General features: G+C 67.4%; 18 protein-coding genes and 2 pseudogenes. 13 read left to right on the forward strand and 7 right to left on the reverse strand.

Features of this window, described 5'->3' with window-relative positions:
- Positions 1–1,101: hypothetical protein (locus Q7A36_RS33050; RefSeq protein WP_305108064.1), on the forward strand; the 1,101-nt coding region annotated here is incomplete at its 5' end.
- 57 nt (positions 1,102–1,158) lie between these two features.
- Here Q7A36_RS33050 and Q7A36_RS33055 read toward each other — a convergent pair.
- Together Q7A36_RS33055 and Q7A36_RS33060 are read right to left on the reverse strand one after the other, a co-directional pair.
- Positions 1,159–1,464 carry a hypothetical protein gene (locus Q7A36_RS33055; protein WP_305108065.1) on the reverse strand — a complete coding sequence of 102 codons (306 nt, stop codon included), beginning with the start codon at positions 1,462–1,464 and terminating at the stop codon, positions 1,159–1,161.
- Between the two features lie 20 nt (positions 1,465–1,484).
- Entirely contained in the window at positions 1,485–2,777 is a 1,293-nt protein-coding gene (locus tag Q7A36_RS33060; RefSeq protein ID WP_305108066.1) for an MFS transporter, read from the reverse strand.
- 468 nt (positions 2,778–3,245) lie between these two features.
- Here Q7A36_RS33060 and Q7A36_RS33065 point away from each other — a divergent pair, with 468 nt between their 5' ends.
- Complete coding sequence (locus tag Q7A36_RS33065; RefSeq protein WP_305108067.1) at positions 3,246–4,223, forward strand: Bug family tripartite tricarboxylate transporter substrate binding protein; 978 nt, start codon at positions 3,246–3,248, stop codon at positions 4,221–4,223.
- Positions 4,224–4,244: 21 nt separating this feature from the next.
- On the opposite strand, the gene Q7A36_RS33070 is transcribed toward Q7A36_RS33065, so the two are convergent.
- On the reverse strand, positions 4,245–4,466 hold the full coding sequence (locus tag Q7A36_RS33070) for a hypothetical protein (protein WP_305108068.1): 222 nt from the start codon (positions 4,464–4,466) through the stop codon (positions 4,245–4,247).
- Positions 4,467–5,139: 673 nt separating this feature from the next.
- Here Q7A36_RS33070 and Q7A36_RS41785 point away from each other — a divergent pair.
- From Q7A36_RS41785 to Q7A36_RS33095, 6 genes and pseudogenes are all read left to right on the forward strand, one after another.
- Positions 5,140–5,220: pseudogene (locus Q7A36_RS41785) on the forward strand (helix-turn-helix domain-containing protein); the annotation flags it as partial.
- A gap of 9 nt (positions 5,221–5,229) precedes the next feature.
- Positions 5,230–5,478, forward strand: coding sequence for a type 2 periplasmic-binding domain-containing protein (locus Q7A36_RS33075; protein WP_305108069.1), 249 nt, complete (start codon positions 5,230–5,232; stop codon positions 5,476–5,478).
- A gap of 240 nt (positions 5,479–5,718) precedes the next feature.
- On the forward strand, positions 5,719–7,173 hold the full coding sequence (locus Q7A36_RS33080; protein WP_305108070.1) for an FAD-dependent oxidoreductase: 1,455 nt from the start codon (positions 5,719–5,721) through the stop codon (positions 7,171–7,173).
- Positions 7,174–7,177: 4 nt separating this feature from the next.
- A complete protein-coding gene (locus tag Q7A36_RS33085) occupies positions 7,178–8,014 on the forward strand; it encodes an aspartate/glutamate racemase family protein (protein ID WP_305108071.1) in 837 nt (278 codons plus the stop codon).
- Between the two features lie 29 nt (positions 8,015–8,043).
- Positions 8,044–9,267: an ABC transporter substrate-binding protein gene (locus Q7A36_RS33090; protein WP_305108072.1), complete on the forward strand. Its 1,224-nt coding sequence runs from the start codon at positions 8,044–8,046 to the stop codon at positions 9,265–9,267.
- A gap of 90 nt (positions 9,268–9,357) precedes the next feature.
- Positions 9,358–11,151, forward strand: coding sequence for a flavin-containing monooxygenase (locus tag Q7A36_RS33095; protein WP_305108073.1), 1,794 nt, complete (start codon positions 9,358–9,360; stop codon positions 11,149–11,151).
- Positions 11,152–11,273: 122 nt separating this feature from the next.
- Here Q7A36_RS33095 and Q7A36_RS33100 read toward each other — a convergent pair.
- Positions 11,274–11,462: pseudogene (locus tag Q7A36_RS33100) on the reverse strand (transposase); the annotation flags it as partial.
- A gap of 33 nt (positions 11,463–11,495) precedes the next feature.
- The gene (locus Q7A36_RS33105) at positions 11,496–12,143 is read right to left on the reverse strand and encodes a hypothetical protein (protein ID WP_305108074.1); all 648 of its coding nucleotides are present in this window, start codon (positions 12,141–12,143) and stop codon (positions 11,496–11,498) included.
- 198 nt (positions 12,144–12,341) lie between these two features.
- On the opposite strand from Q7A36_RS33105, the gene Q7A36_RS33110 reads away from it, so the two are divergent.
- Positions 12,342–13,574: an ABC transporter substrate-binding protein gene (locus Q7A36_RS33110; RefSeq protein WP_305108075.1), complete on the forward strand. Its 1,233-nt coding sequence runs from the start codon at positions 12,342–12,344 to the stop codon at positions 13,572–13,574.
- Positions 13,575–13,831: 257 nt separating this feature from the next.
- On the opposite strand, the gene Q7A36_RS33115 is transcribed toward Q7A36_RS33110, so the two are convergent.
- Positions 13,832–14,866 carry an IS110 family RNA-guided transposase gene (locus tag Q7A36_RS33115; RefSeq protein WP_305108076.1) on the reverse strand — a complete coding sequence of 345 codons (1,035 nt, stop codon included), beginning with the start codon at positions 14,864–14,866 and terminating at the stop codon, positions 13,832–13,834.
- 171 nt (positions 14,867–15,037) lie between these two features.
- On the opposite strand from Q7A36_RS33115, the gene Q7A36_RS33120 reads away from it, so the two are divergent.
- The 3 genes from Q7A36_RS33120 to Q7A36_RS33130 all read left to right on the forward strand — a co-directional run bounded on the left by Q7A36_RS33120 (position 15,038) and on the right by Q7A36_RS33130 (position 17,133).
- Positions 15,038–15,880, forward strand: coding sequence for an IS5 family transposase (locus Q7A36_RS33120; RefSeq protein WP_305108077.1), 843 nt, complete (start codon positions 15,038–15,040; stop codon positions 15,878–15,880).
- Positions 15,881–15,983: 103 nt separating this feature from the next.
- The gene (locus Q7A36_RS33125) at positions 15,984–16,133 is read left to right on the forward strand and encodes a hypothetical protein (RefSeq protein WP_305108078.1); all 150 of its coding nucleotides are present in this window, start codon (positions 15,984–15,986) and stop codon (positions 16,131–16,133) included.
- A gap of 10 nt (positions 16,134–16,143) precedes the next feature.
- Positions 16,144–17,133 (forward strand): NADP-dependent oxidoreductase, encoded by a 990-nt coding sequence (locus Q7A36_RS33130; protein ID WP_305108079.1) that lies wholly within the window; start codon positions 16,144–16,146, stop codon positions 17,131–17,133.
- A gap of 280 nt (positions 17,134–17,413) precedes the next feature.
- On the opposite strand, the gene hflX is transcribed toward Q7A36_RS33130, so the two are convergent.
- Positions 17,414–18,766 carry a GTPase HflX gene (hflX, locus tag Q7A36_RS33135; protein ID WP_305108080.1) on the reverse strand — a complete coding sequence of 451 codons (1,353 nt, stop codon included), beginning with the start codon at positions 18,764–18,766 and terminating at the stop codon, positions 17,414–17,416.
- Between the two features lie 706 nt (positions 18,767–19,472).
- Here hflX and Q7A36_RS33140 point away from each other — a divergent pair.
- Positions 19,473–20,174, forward strand: a complete 702-nt coding sequence (locus Q7A36_RS33140) for a Type 1 glutamine amidotransferase-like domain-containing protein (protein ID WP_305108081.1) — start codon at positions 19,473–19,475, stop codon at positions 20,172–20,174.
- Positions 20,175–20,593 lie beyond the last annotated feature (419 nt).

A 20,593-nucleotide genomic window follows, 5' to 3' on the forward strand; every position in this document is an offset into this window, starting at 1 on the left:
GTGCTCAACGATGAGCCAGACCTGTCGGGCATCCGGGTGGGCTTGCACGACGAGATCTTCCAGGGTGCAACGCCTGTGCTGGCCGGCGTCGATGCGGCGTCAACCTACTGCTACCTGCTGGTCGCGGAGCAGCGCCGTGATGCCGATACCTGGGGCGTGCACCTGCTCGATGCGGCCGAGCGGGGACTGCGGCCCGACTACACCATCGCTGATGCTGGGCGGGGCCTGCGCGCCGGGCAGCAGGCGGCCTGGGGCGACACGCCGTGCCATGGCGACGTATTCCACATCCAACGCCGGAGTGAGGGCCTGGCCAACACGCTGTCGCGCCTTGCCGCGGGCGCCACGTCCCGGCGCAAGACGCTGCAAGCTGGAATCAGCCGCGCCGGTCAGCGACACCCAAAGGACGAGCTTCTCGTCCAGCTCGAGCAGGCCCGTCATACGGAGGCGCAGGCGTCATGCCTCGCCCGCGACGTGCGAACGCTCGTGCACTGGCTGCGGCACGACGTCCTCGCCCTGGCCGGCCCAGGCCTGGCGACCCGGCGAGAGCTGTTCGACTTCATCGTCGCCGAGCTAATGGCCCGCGAGCTCGAGGACCCGCGACGCATTCGCCCGGTGCGCGTCGCCCTGCAGAACCAGCGCGACCACCTGCTCGCCTTCGCCGGCCTGCTCGATGTCAAGCTGGCCGCCATCGCACGTGGCCACGCTGTCCCCGAGTCTCTCGTGCGGGAAGCCTGCATCCTGCATCGCCTGCCCACCACTTCTTCCGCATACTGGCAGAGATGGAGTGAGCTACGCGCGCGGTTGGGAGGCAAGTTCCACGTCCTCTTTGGCGCCGTGCACCGGGCCATGGCCAGCACACCACGCAGCAGCTCCCTGGTGGAGAACCTCAACTCGCGCCTGCGCACCCACTTCACCTTGCGCCGCCATCTCGGCGGCTCGTACCTGGACCTGCTGCGGTTCTTCCTGAACCACCGCCGCTTCCTGCGCAGCCGGCGCGCCGAGCGCCAAGGCAAAAGCCCGCGGGAGCTGATGACCGGCCAGGGCCATCCGCACTGGCTCACCCTGCTCGGCCTGGGACCGCTTCAGCCCCGGCGGGCTTGACGCGGGGGAGGCTGACCGCCTCCCGCACACGGCACATCGCACGTCGACATCCGGCCCTCACAGGCCGGCACTCTTCGTGCGCCCGTGTGACCCAAAACAGGCTGATTCTGAACCACGCCCGCCGACACGGCTGCCGAACTGCCCCCAAGACATCCGACCGATCGACTTGCCGCCCTCCCGCAGCTCGTTGGTTTCGTGGTCGCTGTCGAAGGAGAGCGCGACGGCGCAGCGCGCCCCGCCCGGCCACCGGAGCGGGCGTAGCGGCCGACCGGCACGTACTTGGCCAATCAGCCCCTGCCAGTGCCGGTCCGGCCATTGCCAGGGCTCTATCTCGGAGGCGTGGCTGTGGCTGTCCTGGAACATGGCTCGGTTCCTCGTTCAGGTCAGGCCAGATCGGAGTGCGCGGTCTCGCGCAGCCGCAGGATGACCAGGGTAGACAAGATGGCCGAGGCGATCACGTAGTAGGTTGGCGAGAGGGGAGAGCCAGTCGTAGCGATGAGCCAAGTGGCGATGTAAGGCGCGAAACCCCCGAAGACCGCGACCGCCAGGCTGTAGCCCGTCGACATGTAGGTGGAGCGTGACGCCGTTGGGAAGATCTCCGAGATGGCCGCCGGGCCGGGGCCCGAAAACGCCGAGATCATCAGCGCAAAGGCGATCTGGACCGGGATGACCGTGCCGAGGCCACGGCCCGAGAGGACGAGCACGAACAGTGGGTAGGTGAGAACGGCGAATGCCAGGCAGCAGCCCAACAGCAGCGGCTTGCGCCCGATGCGGTCGGACAGCAGGCCCATCGCTGGGACGGCCGCGACCAGCACCACCAATCCGACGGTGTTGGACCAGAGCGCCTCCGATCGGCTCAGCCCGGCGTGCGCCTGGGTAAAGGTCGGCATGTAGCTGAGCATGACGTAGTAGGAGACTGTCCAGAGAATGGTGAAGCCGAAGGCGCGTCCGGCCAGCAACCAGTTGCCAGACTTCCCAGCGCGCGGCCTTGGCGTCTCGGCCCTGACCCCCTGGTAAGCCGGAGTCTCCTCTATGTTCCGACGCATATAGACCCCGAGGGGAATCAGTAGGCCGCCGAGGAGGAACGGGATGCGCCAGCCCCATGCTTCCATGGCCTCCACCGGGAGCAGGGTGCTGAAGGTAGCAGCGACGGCCGAGCCGAGCAGCAAGCCACCGGCGACGCTGGCCTGCTGGAAGCTGCCGAAGAAGCCGCGGCGGTCCCGCGGCGCCCATTCCACGATGAATGCCGTCGACCCGCCCCATTCGCCCCCGGCGGCGAAGCCCTGGGCCAGTCGGCACGCGACCAGCAGGACGGGAGCGAGGATGCCGATGCTTCCGTAAGTCGGCAGCAGGCCAATGGCGACCGTTCCGAAAGCCATCATGAAGATGGTCAGGAGCAAGGCGGCCTTGCGCCCGCGGGTGTCGCCCATCCGGCCGATGACAATGCCGCCCACAGGCCGCGCCACGAAGCCGATGCCGAACGCGGCGAAGGTGGCGAGCAATGCAGTCGTCGGGTCGTCGGCGGGGAAGAACCGCCGCGCCAGGATGGTCGCCAGATAGCCGTAGACCGAGAAGTCGTACCATTCAAGCACGTTGCCGACCACCGCGGCACCGACGGCCTTCCCGGCTGTCAGGTTGTCGGTCACGCCCGTAACCGCTGCGCCCTGTCCCGCCATCCACACATCCTCATCTGGCGGCGGCCACGCCGCAAAGGGCGGAACCATAGCGGGGATGGCGTGATGCAGAAACGGCCAGTTTTGGGTTACTTGCGGCTCACCCCGTGCTAGGCGGCCAGATCGCTGAGCGGCTCAGTGCCGGCCAGGGCATGGCTGGCGAGGTCCTTGCAGCCGCTCTCGGGCAGCGGCCTGATTGCCGCGCCAACACCTCGGTCCATACTCGCCTCACCGGTGAAAATTCGAGGGGCCATCACCCATCCCCGTAGCGCTATCCCAGCCCCACGTTTGACCCGGTTTCGAACCACGCCCGCAGCGGCCCGTACGGAAGGCTCGACACTGAGCGGCAGCCGCGAGGATAATCGACCACAGTTCGGAGCAGCTCCGCGCGCGGCAGCGGCGGTCGGGGCCATAACACGCCGGCGGCGCCAAACGCCGGCTGGCCCGGTAAATGGTGGGGAGGTCCTGATCATGATCCGTCGTCGTCCGTTGCTCGCGGCCGCCGCAGGCGCGGTGCCATTCGGTCAGGCGCTAGCCCAGGCGCGGCCAGCTTGGACCCCCGATCGCCCTATCCGCATGCTGGTCGGCTTCTCGGCCGGTGGCGCAACCGACACGGCCGCGCGGGTAGTCGCCCAGGCGATCGCGCCTGCGCTCGGGCAGCAGGTGCCGGTCGAGAACCGCACTGGGGCGAGCGGCAACCTCGCCAGCGAGGCCGTGGCGCGCGCCGCACCCGATGGTTACACGGTGCTGATGGGCGGGCAGTCCACGCATGTGCTGAACCCCCTGCTTTTCCAGAACCTGACGTTTGACGTCCAACGCGACTTCGCGCCGGTTTCTCTCGTGGCCACCATCGATGCCGTGCTGATCGTGCACCCATCGGTGCCGGCGCGGAGCCTCGCCGAGTTCATTGCGTTGGCGAAGGCGGATCCGGGCGCGCTGAACGCCGGCACCGCGGGCACGGGCAGCACCCAGCATCTCGTTGGTGCCCTGTTTGAGAAGCTTGCGGGCGTGCGGTTCACTCATGTCGCCTTCCGCGGCGGGGCCCCGGCGGTGCAGGAGCTGGTGGCTGGCCGCATCCAGGTGGTCTTCGCACCGATCGCTGAGGCGTTGCAGCAGGTGCGCGCCGGCCAGGCGCGGGCGCTTGGCGTCAGCGGCCCGCAGGCGACAATACAACTACCCGAGGTGCCGCCGATCGGCGCGAGCGTGCCCGGCTTCCAGTTTCGCAGCTGGGTGTCGGTCTTCGCGCCCACCGGCACGCCACCGGCCGTGGTGGGACGGCTGTCGGACGAGATCGCCAAGGCGGTGCGCGCCAGCCCAGTGCGCGAGCGCTTGGTCGATCTCGGCTACGAGCCGGCGGGCGGCGGGCCGGAGGTCCTGGCCACGCTGCTGGCGCGGGAGCTGCGCGAGATCGGCGGGTTGATCCGCGAGGCTGGCATCACGCCGCAATAGGGCCTGCGCGAGCAGGGCTGTTCAACGCTCTGGAATGTTGAGGAGGTCGAGGAGGTAATCGACGTCATCGTCGAATCCACCGGCATGCCGGCCAGCCGGGCCCACGCCGCCCTGTACCGCGTAGGCGATGAAGGCGACGTTGCTGCAAAGCGCCGTTGCGCGCAGCGGCCCCATGTGCCGCATGCAGAATGTGGCCAGCACCAAGCCGCTGGCCAGGTAGCCGATCGCGTCCGGGGGCAGCATGGAACACCTCGCTAGAGTCCGCCGGCGCCCGGGGCAGTGCGCCGAGCCAGGCGGTCCCGCAAGGGGGAAGGACCCGCGACGGCGAGACCGCCCTCGATGACCGGACCTGGAGTTTGGACCGCGGGTCCGGCGATTCTCGATGGACGCAACACGCCCGTGCGGACCGCCCGCCTGCCGAAGCACGAGGAGAGTCCGGGACGGGTACGCCGACTGCGACGCCGACCGAGGCGCGCCGCCAGCCTCACACCCACGAGGCAGCATCGCCGGTCCGGGAATAGGCGAAGTCGAAGGCTTTGGGAGGGCGGCGGCCAAACCAGCGAAAAGGGTGTCGAAGGCGATGCTCGATGCTCGATGCTCGGGCGAACAAGAGGCGCGGCTCCGCGCCCGTCCCGTCACGCCCGAGATCGCCGTCAACCTGGCTTGTGATCGCCAGAGTGAGGGCCGGCGTCGCCGCGGCGACGCCGAGAGCGGCAGCCGAGGAAGGGGCAGAAGGCCGCCACGGATCATGGGATGCGCCATGGCCCAGGCGGTCATGCTTGAGGTGCTGACGGCCGGGCGGCCGGACCGTGGCTAGCCGTCACAGCAACGATGAGATCAAAGGAGACAAGAGAGGCCGTGGAACGCGCAGTTCGGAAGCGCCGGACATTTGTCGCGGGCTACCACGATCTGAGGGATGCGGGCGCGGTCTGCCGGCCGGATTGGCATTTCGCGGCCGACATTGCGGAAGTGGCTGCGGCGCTTCGAACGGGACGGCGAGGCCGGCGTGCCGGGCCACGAGATGGCCAGTTGGACGGTGCTCGCCGGTCCCGCCGGCATGCCACCCGAGATCGTCGAGGCCATCGACCGCACGGCCAGCCAGGCGATCGCCGATCCTGCGGTGCGCAGTCGGCTGGAAGCGACCGGGACAGTGCCAGAGCTGGACAGCAGCCCGGCCATGACCCGGGCCTTTCTGGACCGGCAGTTCGAACTCTATCGCGACGTGGTACAGCGAATTGGCCTGCGGCTGGAGTGATCTGGCCCTGGGCAGTGAGGGCACGCCCGGCGCACCCCCGATCTGGCTCAAGAGCGGCGAGGCGCATGCGAACGAAGATCGCGCGCCGCGCGTCCGGTCGCCAAGGTTCGACCGCTGCGATGACCAACACGACGCTTGCCATCGCCCTCGCGCCAAAGTCATGGCGCGCGGACCGGGTCGTGCATCGCCTTCCGTGACCTCCCGGCACGTGTCATGGTTTGGAAAATGGGGGGATGCGCCATGCAGGATCGGCGCTTTGACGTGGTTGTCGCCGGTTGCGGCGCGGCCGGGCTCGCGGCGGCTGTCGCGGCCGCCGAAGCCGGAGCGCGAGTCGCCGTCCTGGAACGCGCGCCGCGCGAGGAGCGGGGTGGCCAGAGCCGCTACACCGAGGCCTATCTCCGGATGAAGAGCGAGTCCGAGGTCACGGACGACTTCGAGACGCACCTTGCCGAGAACAGCAGCGGCTATGTTGATCCCGACCTGATCGAGGAGAGCGCTCGTCCGGCTGGCGAGCGCGCGGCCTACGCCAATGCCCTGTCCATCGCCGAACCCGGTTTCATTGCGGCCTTCGCCGACCAGGCCGGGCCGACCATCGCCTGGCTCAAGGGTTTCGGTCTGCGCTTCGACTTCTTGCCGACACAGTTCCTGACGAAGTCTCAGCCGCGCCTTCTGCCGGTCGGCGGCGGCCTCGCGCTCGTAGAGGGGCTGGCGGCGCGGGCCGAGGCGCTCGGCGTCACATTCCTCTACAATTCAGCGGCGGAGCAGCTGGAGCGGGACGAGCAGGGCCGCGTGACCGGGCTGGTGGCGCGCAGCCGGGCCGACGGCCGGGTGCATCTGCAAGGCCGCGTCGTGCTGGCCTGCGGCGGGTTCGAAGGCAATGCCGAAATGCTGGCGCGCTATATCGGGCCGCGGGCCGCCTTCCTAAGGCCCATCTGCAAGGGCGCCAATTTCAACCGCGGCGATGGAATCCGCATGGCATTGGAGGTCGGCGCCGCAACCGCCGGCGACTTCGGTAGCTACCATGCCGAGCCGATCGACCCGCGCTCCGGCATCTCTGAGCCCTCCGTTTTCATCTTCCCCTACGGCATCCTGGTGAACAGAGATGGCCACCGCTTCACGGACGAGGCACCTGGCACGGTGGATGCGCACTACGAGAGCGTGACGCGCCGGATCTTCGAGCAGCGCGACGGCCTAGCTTATGTCATCCTCGACGCCAGGCACTTGCGCATCCCGAACTACCGGCTTGCCATCCGGACAGACAAGCCGCCCATCGTGGCGACGACATTCGAGGAAATGGCGGCAGAGCTCGACCTGCCGGCCGAGGCTCTCGCGGAGACGGTAAGCGCCTACAACGCTGCCTGCCGGCCGGGCCATTGGAAGCCGCTGGAACTCGACGGCCTCGCCACCAGTGGCCTGACCCCGCCCAAATCGAATTGGGCCCTGCCGCTGGACGAGGCACCCTTCCATGCCTACCCCGTCATCTCCGCGAATGTCTTCACCTTTGGCGGGGTGAAGGTGGACAGCGATGGCCGTGTGCTGGACGGCGATGGCCGGTCGATCGAGGGGCTCTATGCCGCCGGCGAGATCATCGGGACCTACTACCGGACCTATACCGGCGCGACCTCAGTGCTGAAGGGGCTGGTCTTCGGCCGGCTGGCGGGCCGGCATGCGGCGCGCCGAGCCAACGCGGCCTGAGCCGATGCGCATCTGGCACCAGAGCTTCAGCGATCTGGACTGTGCGCCGGTCTACCGCGCGACGCTCGCCCGGCATGCCGCGGCGGTGATGCCGGCGGGCGACAGCGTGGTGCTGCACGGCCTCCAACCTGGGACCTACGGGACGGAATTCGCTCCGATCCATGCCATCCGGTACCGCTATCTGGAGATGCTGAACGAACAGCAGGTGGTCGAGGCGGCGCTGGCCGCCCAGCGCGAAGGCTACGATGCCTTCGCCCTTGGCTGCTTCTACGATCCCGCGCTGCGTGCGTGCCGGTCGCTGGTCGATATACCCTGCATGGGGCTCTCCGAGACCTGCATGCTCGTCGCCTGCTCGCTCGGCCAGCGCTTCGGCCTGGTATCGCTGGAGGAAAGCCAGCGCGCCCAGCACGAAGACCTTGCCCGCGTCTACGGGATGCGGGAGCGGCTGGCCGGCGTCGTGCCAATGCGCCCGCCGATCGACGAGTACATGCTGGAGGTGGAGGACGGGGCCGCGTGCCCGCTGCTGGACGCCTTCGCCGAGGCCTGCGGCCGACTGGTCGCGCTAGGCGCTGAGGTGCTGATCCCGGGCGATGGCTTCCTCAACGAGTTCGTCTGGCGCCACGGCGTGCGCCGCCTGCACGGCGCGCCGGTGATGGACGCGCTCGGCACGCTGTTTCGGCATGCGGCCTTCATGGCCGGGGCAAGGGCTGCGCTGGGCCTCGAGGTCAGCCGGGTCGGCCACTATGCGAGGCCATTTCCCGCCATGCTGGCGCAGGCACGCGCCGCGGCCGGGGCCGTGCCCATGACGGAAGGCGACTTCTCCGGCGGCAACGACCGCTGAGGCAGGGAAGGGACGGGGAGGACACGATCATGGTCAGACGCATGCTCCTGCTGGCGACGGCGCTCGTCGGCCTCGCCGCGCTGCCCGCCGCGGCGCAGCCGACCCCGAAGCGCGAAGCAATCCGGATCGGCATCCTCAGCGATCTCTCCGGCAGCTTCGCCGATGTCGCCGGTCCCGGCTCGGTTGTCGCGGCCCAACTCGCGGCGGAGGATTTCGGCGGCCGCGCCGCCGGGCTGCCGGTGCAGATCCTCTCGGGCGACCACCAGAACCGCGCCGATACCGGCTCCGCACTCGCCCGCCGGTGGTTCGACACGGAAGGCGTGGATGCGGTCGTGGACCTGCCCAACTCGGCGATTGCGTTGGCGGTCGGCGAGGTGGCGCGCAGCGCCAACCGGGTCGCCCTGGTGACCGCTGCCGTCGCCAGCCGTCTGACCGGCGATGCCTGCTCGCCCAACCTGATCCACTACTCGCTCGACACCTGGTCTATGTCCAACGTCCCGAGCCGGGCGTTGGTGCAGGCCGGCGGCGCGACCTGGTTCTACGTGACGGCCGACTACGCCTTCGGCCACGACCTTGAAAAGCAGTCGATGGAGGCGGTGGCACGAGCTGGCGGCAAGGTACTTGGCTCGGTTCGGCATCCGCTCGGCATCACCGATTTCTCGTCCGTGCTGCTGCAGGCGCAGGCCTCGCGCGCCAACATCGTGGCGCTGGCGAACTCCCAGGCGGACTTCATCAACAGCATGAAGCAGACCTCGGAGTTCGGCTTGGCGCGGCGCGGACAGCGCGTGGTCGGCCTAGCGGTCTATGTCTCGGACATCGTCTCGCTCGGCCTTGAGGCGACGCAGGGCGCGACCGTGGTCGGCAACTGGTACTGGGACCTGAACGAGGGCACGCGCAGCTTCGCCCGGCGTTTCGGAGAGCGGATGGGCGGCCGCATGCCGACCGACTTGCAAGCGAATGTCTACGCTGCCGTGACGCATTTCCTGCGCGCGGCGGACGCCCTCGGGAGCTCCACGGACGGGCGTGCGCTCGTGGCGAAGATGAAGGCCCTGCCGACCGAGGATGCCATCTTCGGTCACGGAATGATCCGCGCCGATGGTCGCCGGATCAGCCCGGTCTATGTCTTCAATGTCAAGTCGCCGGCGGAGTCCCGCGGGCGCTACGATGTCTACCGGCTGGAGCGCGAGGTCCCGGTCGAGGAAGCCTACCGCCCCATCGAGCAGGGCGGCTGCCCCCTCATCCGCGGCGGATGATCCCAGCGCGGGCGGTGGACCGGCGCCGTGGCGATGGGTAACAGGAGGTGCGACGCCACTGCGGCGACCGGGCCGGCAAGGGAGGCAGCGATGGACCAGTTCGATGACACCCTGCACGAGTTCCAACGCGCGAACCAGGCACGGCGTGCTGCCGCGGGATGGCTCGGGGCCTTCGAAGGGGCCCTCGCCTCCCGCGACGCGTCCCGCGTCGCCGCCTTGTTCCACGAAGATTCGCATTGGCGGGACGTCCTTGCTTTCACCTGGACCTATGCCTCGGCAGCCGGTCGGGATGCCATCGCGGCGCGGCTGGTCATGAGCCAGGCGCGCACTGCCGCGCATGGCTTCCACCTCCCGCAGGGGCGGAAACCGCCACGCCATGTCACGCGCACCGGCATCCCCAGCATCGAGGCGATCTTCGAATTCGCCACGACCGAAGGCCGTGGCGCGGGCATCATCCGGCTATCGCCGGCCGATGGCGGCCAGGAGGCGATGAAGGCCTGGCTCCTGTCGACCACGCTGGAATCGCTGACCGGATGCGAAGAGAAGATCGGCGCCAACCGGCCGACCGGGGCGGCCTACTCGCGCAATTTCGGTGGCGACAACTGGGCGGACATGCGCCGGAAGGCCCTCGCCTATGATGACCGCGAACCGGCAGTGCTGGTGATCGGCGCGGCCCAGGCGGGGCTCTCCATTGCCGCGCGGCTCAACCAGCTCGGCGTTGACACCCTCGTCGTCGAACAATGGCCGCGCATCGGTGACAGTTGGCGGCGGCGCTACCACTCGCTGGCGCTGCACAACTCCATCCATCTGAACCACCTGCCCTACATGGAATTCCCACCGACCTGGCCGACATACATCCCGAAGGACATGCTGGGGAACTGGTTTGAGTTCTACGCCGATGTCATGGAGATTAACTGCTGGACGGGCACGGAATTCGTCCGGGGCACGTGGGACGAAGGCGGCAAGTGCTGGACCGCTTGGCTGAAGCGTGCCGATGGCACGGAGCGCATCGTCCGGCCACGGCATCTCGTCTTCGCCAATGGCGTCAGCAGCTATCCCATGATCCCGGACCTGCCGGGCCTGGCTGACTTCAAAGGGCAGGTCATTCACTCCGAAGGCTTCGACAGCGGCGCGGCCTGGGCGGGGAAGAACGCGTTCATCCTCGGCACCGGCAGCAGTGCCAACGACATAGCGCTCGACCTGCACAGCCACGGCGTGAACACGACCCTGATCCAGCGCGGATCCACGACGGTCGTGTCGATCGACCCGAGCGCCAGGCTGAACGAGGCGATCTGGGACGAAGGTGGGCCGTTGGAGGATTGCGACCTGATCGTCTCCTCCGCGACACCGCCGCTCATGGTCCGGAACTACCAGGCTGTCACCAAGCGCATGCTCGAACTTGACAGGGAGATGATCGAGGGGCTGAAGAGCATTGGCTTCAAGCACGACGTAGGCGAGGACCAGGCCGGCCACCAGATGAAGTATTTCCGCCGCGGCGGCGGTTACAACCTCGATGCTGGCAGTTCAGCTCTCATGATCAAGGGCGAGCTGGGCCTACTGCAATACGACCGAATCGAACGGTTCACCGGGCGCGGCGCACTCCTGAAGGATGGTTCGACCGTGCCTGCCGACTTCATCGTCCTCGCGACGGGCTACTATCCGCAGCAGGAACTCGTCCGCCGAGCGCTCGGCGATGCAATGGCCGAACGCATCGGCCCTGTTTGGGGCATCGGCGAGGATGGCGAACTGAACAACATGTATAAGCGCACGCCGGTACAGGGCGTATGGTTCATCGCCGGTGGTCTCTCGCAATGCCGGATCAACTCGAAATATCTGGCTCTGCAGATCAAGGCGATGGAGCTTGGTCGGCTCGGTCCGCTTTGAGCGGTGAGAGCATGCAAAGTCGTGGGGGCTCGCTCTCAGGCTGGGTGCGCGGCCAGCTCGCCGGAGCCCGGCCCCCCCTGAGGGCGGGAAGCCGCCCCCCCCAGAGTTTTGCATGCTCTCGTACTCGACCCAGAGGCGCCGAACACTTCCGCGGCGCTGCCAACCAGCTGCGCCTTCCACGCGGTGATCTGGTTCGGGTGTACATCAAACTGCTGCGCCAACTCGGCCAGCGTCTTCTCGCCCTTGATGGCCGCCAAGGCCACCTTCGCCTTGAAGGCCGGACTGTGCGTCCGGCGGGTCCGCTTCGTCATGCTTGCTCCTGATCTGCGGCATCTTCGCCGCTTTCAGGCAGCCTCTCCACTTATCGCCCTGTCCGAATTCGGCCAGCCACCTCTGGCATCGGCGATGGTGTAGTCGGGCCGCAGACCCCGCTCGGCAGCATCGAGCAGGTGCACGCCCCAGGTGTTGGCATCACGATGCTGCTCTGCCGGCAGGAGATAGCAGTAGGTCGACGCCGCATCGACGCCGGCCAGCACGGGTGTTGCACCCTGGAAGATCTCGTCATGCAGGCCCACGCGGATGGCCGACAGGTCTGGTTCATCGTTGACCACGCTCGCCTGCCGCGTGACCGCCTGGAGCACATCGTGGACGTGGCCCAAGCTGACGGGCAGACCCAGCAGGTCGCGCAGGAACTCGACGACGCCGCGGTACGAACTACGGCAGATCAGCGGCAGGGCGACGATGACTTGGCGCAGCCAGGTTTTGGTCACCGCCAGCTCGAACAGCACCTCGTCGTCCCGCACCGTGGGCGAGAAGACCTCGTCCAGCGCCGCGCTGGCCTTGTGCGCCTGCTGGTAGACGAACTTGCGGCTGACCCCATACCGGGCGCCCAGGTCGCTGACCGTGTCGGTGCCGGCCAGGGCCTGGATGGCGAGGTCCTTGAGGCCGTTCTCGGACAGCGGCCTGACTGCCGCGCCAATACCTCGGTCCATACTCGCCTCACCGGTGAAAGCCCGAGGGTGCCATCACCCATTCCGGTGACGCCAATCCAACGTCGAGTGTGACCCGGTTTCAAACCACGCCCCCGCGAGCGACCACAACACGCTTGTGTTGGGCTGCCGTGGCAACAAAGATTGGGAAAGGCAGGCGGCGCACACCGCACCAGCCTCAAAATAGGGGAGGAATACGCCATGGATATTGGACGGCGCGGGCTGCTGGCCTCAGGGGCCGCCACAGGTGCTGCCACCGTACTGCCCCGGTTGTCGCGCGCGCAGGCAGCGAACACCATACGCATCGGTGTGATGAATGACATGTCGGGCCTGTATAAGGACAACACTGGTCCCGGCTCGGTGGCCAGCACGCAGCTGGCTGTCTCTGAATTCGGCCAGCGCGGATTCGACGTGGAGGTGATCTTCGCCGACCACCAGAACCGACCGGACGTGGGCGTGAATCTGGCCCGGCAGTGGTATGACCAAGGCGTAGACATGATTCTGGATGTGCCCACATCCTCTGTCGCGCTGGCTGTTAACCAAGTGGCACGCGAGAAGAACAAGGCTTGCATCAATGTCGGCGCTGCTACCTCCGACCTTACGGGTTCGCAGTGCGCACCCACTATGATTCACTGGGCCTTTGACACCTGGATGCTGGCGCGAAGCACCGGCGGCACCATGGTACAGGCGGGCGGCGATACCTGGTTCTTTATCACTGCCGATTACGCTTTCGGCCACGCGTTAGAGCGCGATACGGCGCTCTTCGTGCGCGCCGCTGGTGGGAAGGTGCTGGGCAGCGTGCGTACACCCTTCCCCGGAACGTCAGACTTCTCCGCTTTTTTAGTACAGGCGCAGGCGGCCCGACCAAAGGTGATCGGCCTCGCCAACGCGGGCGCGGACACCGTCAACTGTGTCAAGCAGGCGGCCGAGTTTGGCATCACTCGGCGAGGCACCAAGCTAGCCGCATTGCTGATGGTGATCGGGGACGTGCATTCAATGGGCCTGAACGCGGCCCAGGGCTTGGTGTGCACCGAAAGCTTCTACTGGGACCTGAACGACGGGACGCGTGCCTTCACTAAACGCGTGCTGCCACGCATGCCCAACTTGCAGCGTCCCAACCAAATCCACGCCGGCTGCTACTCCGCCACCCTTCACTACTTGAAGGCCATCGCGGAGATGGGCGTCGCGGAATCGAGACGCTCCGGCACGGAGGTGGTCCGCCGGATGAAGGCGATGCCGACCGACGACGAATGCTTCGGCCAAGGCCGCATCCGAGAAGACGGGCGGAAGATCCATCCTTCCTATCTCTTCGAGGTGAAAGCTCCGTTGAGCAGCCGTGGCCCCTGGGATTACTACAAGCCGCTGCAGACCACCTCGGCCGAGGAGGCGTTCCGTCCCATGAATGAGGGCGGCTGCTCACTTGTACGGTCCTGAGTGCCCGTTCTCTAATCGGGGCTTCCAGGTCAAGCACTGAGGTGGAGGCTGGCCGCTGCCGGGGTCATGGTTCTCTCCGGGGTCGGTGTGATCCGCCCCATGATGGAGGTCAGGGGTGGGGCGCCACGATGTTTGCGGCGGCCTGATCAGGCGGGGTCCGCCGGACCGGCCAACGGGCTCTGCGTGGTCGCCTTCACCCGCCGTCCCGACAGAGACAGCCTCTCCGCCGGAGCGGAGCCTGGATGGTGGCGCGCGGGTCAGGCCATCCTGGCCTCCTCGCGCGTCCACCAGAACTCGGTGCCGTCCACCCAGATGCAGCGGAGGATGACGGCGATCTTGCGGGCGACGGCAACGCGCGCCTTCTTGGCGCCGACCCGCTGCACCAGGCGGGTGCCCCAGGCCTTGAGCGGCGAGAACCGCTGCACCTTCGTCAACAGCACATTGGCGGCCTCGTACAGGCAGGTGCGGGTGAAGGCGTCGCCGCATTTCGAGATGCGTCCGTTGCGATCGACCTCGCCGGACTGGTGGCGGGTCGGCGTCAGCCCGAGGTAGGGCCCGACGTCGCGCGCGTGCTTGAACCGCTTCGGGTCATCGATGGTGGAGAGGAAGGCCAGGGCGGTGACCGGCCCGACGCCCGGCACCGTCATGAGCCGTTTCAGGACGGGTTCACTCCGCGTGAGGCGGCGGATGTCGCGGTCCAGAGCGGCGATCTGGGCGACGACATGCCGCTGCACCTCGGCGAGCTTCGCCACCAGGCTGCTGATGACGGGATTTCCCTCCGCCAGGGTCTCGGCGCGACGGATCAGGGCATCGGTGTTCCCCTTGCCGAGGATCAGGCCGAAGATCTTCAGCAGGCCTCGGATCTGCCCGTCCAGCTCGACGCGAATCTCCACCAGGTGGCGCCGGGCTCCGAGCAGCGCCAGGCGCTCATGCGCGGTGAAGCTCTTGGCGGTGACGGCGCGGTACCACCCCATCCGGAGCATCTCGGCGAGACCACGGGCATCGCTGCGGTCGGATTTGGTCGGCCGCATCGAGAGCGCCGCCTTGGCGTGCCGCGCATCCATCAGCACCACGGGCAGGTCTGCCTTCTTCAGCGTATGGTACAGCCATGGAGAGGTGGCGCCGGTCTCAAGGCCGACCCGTGCAACATGCGGCGCCCTGTTGCGGATCAGGCTGACCAGGGCAGCAGGCTCGGCGGCGACCTTGCCCTCGAACGTCACGGCTCCCTTGCCGTCGACCACGCAGACGCTGATCTCCTTCAGCGACACGTCGAGCGCGACATACTGCTCCATGGCGGCGTCTCCCGGAATCACGGCCCCGGAACTGATCCTAGCCGCCGGGGCGTCGGGGAGGCGGCCCGCCCCGATTACCCCATGTTTGCGAAGGGGGGGCGGGGCTGACGTGAGGGGCTGATCCTGGCCCTTCAGGCGGCGTTGCAGGCGGTTTTCTGCCTGGAGACCGCCATGTGGACGCCTGCTGATCGCCAACTGGTTGGGGACTTCGGCTCCGGCCAGGCCCTCACAGATGACCAGTTCCGGCTGCTCGAGCCGCTGATCCCGCCCGCCAAGCCCGGCGGGCGGCCGCGCAGCACGGACATGCGTAACCTGCTGGACGGCCTCTTCTACCTCGTACGCACCGGCTGCCAGTGGCGGCACCTGCCGCCACCTCCGGCTTTCCCGCCTTGGCAAACAGTGTACGGCTACATGCGCGCTTTTCTCGCCGACGGCGTGTGGGAGAGCATTCGCCACCACTTCGTGGTCATGCTGCGTGAGGGCGCCGGGCGGGAGGCCAGCCCCACGGCGGCGATCGTCGACACCCAGAGCGTGAAGACCACGGAGAGCGGCGGTCCGCGCGGCTGGGATGCCGCCAAACGCGTGAAGGGGCGCAAGCGCCAGGTCGCGGTCGACACCGACGGGCTACTGCTCGGCATCCTCGTCCATGCGGACGACATCCAGGACGCCGACAGCCTTGGCGACCTGCTGAAGCGCCTGAAGCCGCTCTACGCTTGGCTCCGGGTCGTGTTCGCCGACAGCGCCTACAACCGGCTTGCGGCCTTGCTCGCCTGCTTCCTGGTAAGTCTGGTGTTGATCATCGTCCGCCGCGTCGCAGGCACCACCGGCTTCGTCGTGCAGCCGCACCGCTGGGTGGTCGAGAGATCGCTCGGCTGGTTCGGCCGCTGGCGGCGACTCTCCAAGGACTACGAGGCGCTGCCCGAGGTTTCCGAGGCGATGGTCACCCTGGCCGCGATCCGCCTGATGCTGCACCGCCTCTGCCATCCCAATCGCAGGCGAATACCCGCCCCGTGACTTCGAAAACGGGGTCTTACCAAGTTGGCGGCCCGGGGACCCCGCCCCCTACGGCTTTGCATGGTCTCCCGCGAAACACGGAACCGGCGTAGGAGATGCAGTGATGACCGAAACGCCGCTCCAACCCGGCTTGCGCGAGGCCATGCGCCGGATCGACGACATCGGCTTACATGTCGTGGGAGCGGCTCTGGCGTCAGGTGAGCAGGACATCGTAAAAGCACTTCAGACCGCCCGACAACCGGAGACCGCTTGAGGGGAATGCAATGGCACGCGCCTGGTACCTGAAGTCTCGCCCGAAGGGCATGCCGACTCTCGACAACTTCGATCTGCGGCCACTGCCGCTTCCCCCGCTGGAGCCGGGGATGGTCAGGGTCCGGAATCTCTGGCTCTCAGTCGACCCTTACATGCGCCCCCGGATGACCGAGGCGAAGAGCTACGTCGCGCCCTACGCGCTCGACGCGCCGCTCGATGGTGGTGCGGTCGGCGAGGTTGTCGAATCCAAAGCCGATGGCTTCTCACCCGGAGACCTTGTGTCGCATCGCTTCGGCTGGCGCGACGAGGCCGCGGCCCCGGCCGAGGCGTTCACGAAGCTCCCCGCGAGCGGGCTGCCGCCGCAGGCCTACCTCAACACGCTCGGCATAATCGGGGCGACCGCCTATTTCGGGCTGCTCAGGGTGGCGGAGGCGAAAGCGGGCGAGACCGTGTTCGTTTCCGCCGCAGCCGGAGCGGTGGGGTCGACCGTCGTGCAGATCGCGAAGGTTAAAGGGATGCGTGTGATCGGCTCGGCAGGTGGCCCGGAGAAATGCGCGCTGGTCCGCGAATTGGGTGCCGATGCGGCGATCGATTACAAATCTCCTGGCCTGCTCGCCGACAAGCTGGAAGCGGTCGCCCCAGAGGGCATCGACGTCTACTTCGACAATGTCGGCGGCGAGCACCTCGATGCCGCGCTTGCGCAGGCCAGGGAGGGCGCGCGCTTCGCGATCTGCGGCATGATCGGCGCCTACAACAGCACCGAGCCGGTCGCGCTGCGCAACTTGTTCCGCATCATCGCGGCGCGCATTCGCATCCAGGGCTTCCTCGTGAGTGATTTCCGCGATCGCTTCGGCGAATTTCAGAGGGACATGGGACAGTGGATAGCGCAAGGGCGCACCTCCGGCAGTGAGACCGTGATGGACGGCCTCGAAGCGATGCCCGCTGCATTTCTGGCCCTGTTTTCCGGTCGCAACACGGGGAAGATGCTGGTCCGGCTGTGACCGAGGCGGCGATCCCTGGCTCAACCCCTCCTTTCCGGCGGGGGGGCCTGTCCCCTGCCCTTGGCGACGATCAGGCATTGTCAACCCGTGCTATCTCGGAACAAAAATTCGCACTATGCGTCGCCGCTACGCAGGGTGAACGCAGCTTTTTGCCGCGTCCAGCGCTGACGACGACGTAATCTGGCGCTCATTCCGACGTGCGTTCGCCAAGTTCACAATCCCCCCACCACTCGTGAGGGTCGCCAACGAGCTCGCTGGCAGCGGGGATCTTGGCCAGGTCTCAGGGTGCGGCAAGGCTCCGCCGCAGCCGCGTGATGGCGCCGGGTAAGCCACGGACCTTCAGCACCCGGCCGGTCTCGTCGTACTCCTCGGACAGCACCCGTGCGCTGTCGTACACCTCGCCGATCAGCCCCTGTTTCGCATAGGGCAGCACCAGCACGTCTTCCACCATTGCCGCCTCGAAAAAGGCGATGATGGTGTCCCGCAGCGCCCTCACGTCCTCCGGCGCGTGGGCCGAGAGCATGATTGCGTCCGGATGCTTCTCGGCCAGCACTGCACGCCTGACGGCGTCCACCCGGTCCATCTTGTTCAGCACCAGGCGCGATGGCACCGCGTCCGCCCCGATCTCACGCAACACACTGCGGCTCACCTCCAGCTGCGCCTCCCAGGTCGGGTCCGATGCGTCGACCACGAACAGCAGCAGCGAGGCTTCCAGCGCCTCCGCCAAGGTGGAGCGGAAAGAGGCAACCAGATCGTGCGGCAACTGCTTGATGAAGCCGACCGTGTCGGAGACGAGCACGCGTGGTCGGGTTTCCGGCTGCAGGGTTCGCACGGTGGTGTCCAGCGTGGCGAACAGCTTGTCCTCCACCAGCACCTGGCTGCCGGTCAGCGCCCGCATCAGCGAGGACTTGCCCGCATTGGTGTAGCCGACCAGTGCCACCCGCAGTTGGTCGCGCCGCACGGAGCGGCGGTTATCGGCGTCGCGCTGCACCGCTTCCAGCTGCTCCTTCAGCTCCGAAATCCGGTCGCGGATCTTGCGGCGGTCGAGGTCGAGGGTGGTCTCACCCGCGCCTGGCCCTTGCTGCCGCCCGCCGCCGCCAGAGGCTTCGCGCAGGCGGGGAGCAACGTATTTCAGCCGCGCCATCTCCACCTGCAGCTTGGCTTCGCGGGTATTGGCGTGGCGGTGGAAGATCTCGACGATGACGCCGGTTCGATCGAGCACCTCGGCACCGGTCGCCCGTTCCAGGTTGCGGATCTGGCTGGGCGAGAGCTCGTGGTCGACGATGACGAAGTCGGGCTTGCGGCCGGCGTCCGGGTCCGGCTCCACCCTGGGCGGCGCCTCGGCGGCGCCGTCGAAGCGCTGCCGTGCCTTGGATCTCGCGGGCGGCGCCATTGAGCCGACCACGCCGGTGCCGCCCGTGAGCGCTGCCAGCTCCGCCAGCTTGCCACTGCCCAGCAGCGACCCCGCGCCGGTGCCCTCGCGCCGCTGCGACACGGTGCCCACCACCTCGTAGCCGAGCGTCTTTACCAGACGCCCCAGTTCTTCGAGGCTCGCTGCGTGCGCGATATCGTCGACCTCCGGGGTTTGAATGCCAACGAGGATGGCGAGTGGAATAGGGGTCTTGGTCTCCATGGCGGTGAGGTAGCATGGATTGCACTGAAGGTCGGAGCGTCCGCGATACCGCGTTGCCCTTCCGCCTGCCAAAGCGGGAGCGAAGCGCCGCGCTCCGGGTCGGACCAGACCATCGCGGCCGCGACCGCACCCATGTCGAGCGCTGTCCGGTATGGTTCAGAATCGGCCAGTTTTGGGTCACACGGGCGAAGAGCGCCGGCCTTTGAGGGTCGGATGTCAACGTCCGATATGCCCTGTGCGGGAGGCGGTCAGCCTCCGCTGCTTCGGGCCGCCGGGGCTCAAGCGGTCCCAGGCCGAGCAGGGTGAGCCAGTGCGGATGGTCCTGGCCGGTCATCAGCTCCCGCGGGCTCTTGCCCTGCCGCTCGGCATGCCGGCTGCGCAGGAACCGGCGGTGGTTCAGAAAGAACCGCAGAAGGTCGAGGTATATGCCGCCGAGATGGCGGCGCAAGGTGAAGTAGGTGCGCAGCCAGGGCTATCGCATATGGCTCTCTACGGCCACGTTTGCGTCGAACGAAGCCGTCACCGCGGACCAAACTCGACCACAGGGGGCGAAAACCGAGTTTCCGACCGCGTCGGAGGACCATCAAATTCCATATGCGATAGCCCTGCATCTCATGCGCTACGCCGTTGCATGCGCATGGCCGATTCGGCAGTCTCCATCCTTATGCGACGGGAGGGTCCACTGTCGGGTGGTCCCGAGAATGGCATGAGGCTCATCCTGGCAGGTGGCGGCGACGCGACACGGTCCTCGAAGGTGGACAGCTTCTACCGCTCCCTCAATCCCGGTCGGCGGACGATTGCGTGCATCCCTCATGCGATTGCTCCGGCAGAGGGCGCCTGGGAGGGAGCCGAACGATGGCTACTCGAGAGGCCCGCCCTCAAGGGATTCGCGGCCCACACCATCGGAGATCTCGCAGGCGCCGAGCCCGCCACGCTAAGCTCATTCCACTCCCTGTTCGTCATGGGCGGCAATACGTTTACTCTTCTTGCCTGCGTCAAGGCGGCGGGGTTTGGCTCCAAGCTGAGGGCCGTGCTGGACGAGGTGCCGATCTACGGCACGAGCGCCGGAGCCATCATACTCGGCCATGACATAGAGTCGGCCCAGGTCGGTCCAGAGCCCGACGAGAACACGGCGGGCCTCCTCGATCTGGGCGCTTTCGATCTCCTCGGCGGGTACAACGCATACACGCACTTTGCGCCGGAGCAGTCGCGGCTGCTCGCGGACTTCTGCAGGCGGGCAAACCGCCCCTGCATAGCCCTGAGCGAGGCAGCCGGGGTGTTCGTGGAGGACCAAGAGATCACCAGTATAGGCGCCGATCCGGTCGTGATCGCGTATCCATCGGGAGCGTCGGTGCGGCTCGAAGAGGGGCACACGATCCGCCTACTGGCCTTCACGGAAGATGCGTAAGCTGGGCTTTGGTGGTTTCCACACGGCACGACGAACACTGACGGGTAACGAGGTGGTGGCGGTGGTGAGGAAGGGGCAGGTTCGGAGGGTTGGTGGACGCGACATGCGGGCTCAGGCCGCCTTCATCGCTAAGCTGTTCCAGGTTGCCGCCTGATCTGGCTCCTGTCGCGGCCATCCACGACCGTCCACGGCTCGTCGCAAACTTTGCAACACAACCGTCGCCGTTGAGCGCGAGCACGTCACCTTCCGCCCGGGGGCGCGCGACTGCTGCTACCGCGCAGCAAGAGCGACCAGGACGGGCAGGGAGCCAGCCTCGGCATCGCCCGCGGCACCCGGCCCGAGACCTGCCCGGTGTGCGTACTCGAGACCTGGCTGCAGGCCAGCGATTGCCGCTTCGGCCCGGTGTTCCACAAGGTGGA

The sequence above is a fragment of the Paracraurococcus lichenis genome (assembly GCF_030657435.1).
Taxonomy (GTDB): Bacteria; Pseudomonadota; Alphaproteobacteria; order Acetobacterales; family Acetobacteraceae; genus Paracraurococcus; species Paracraurococcus lichenis.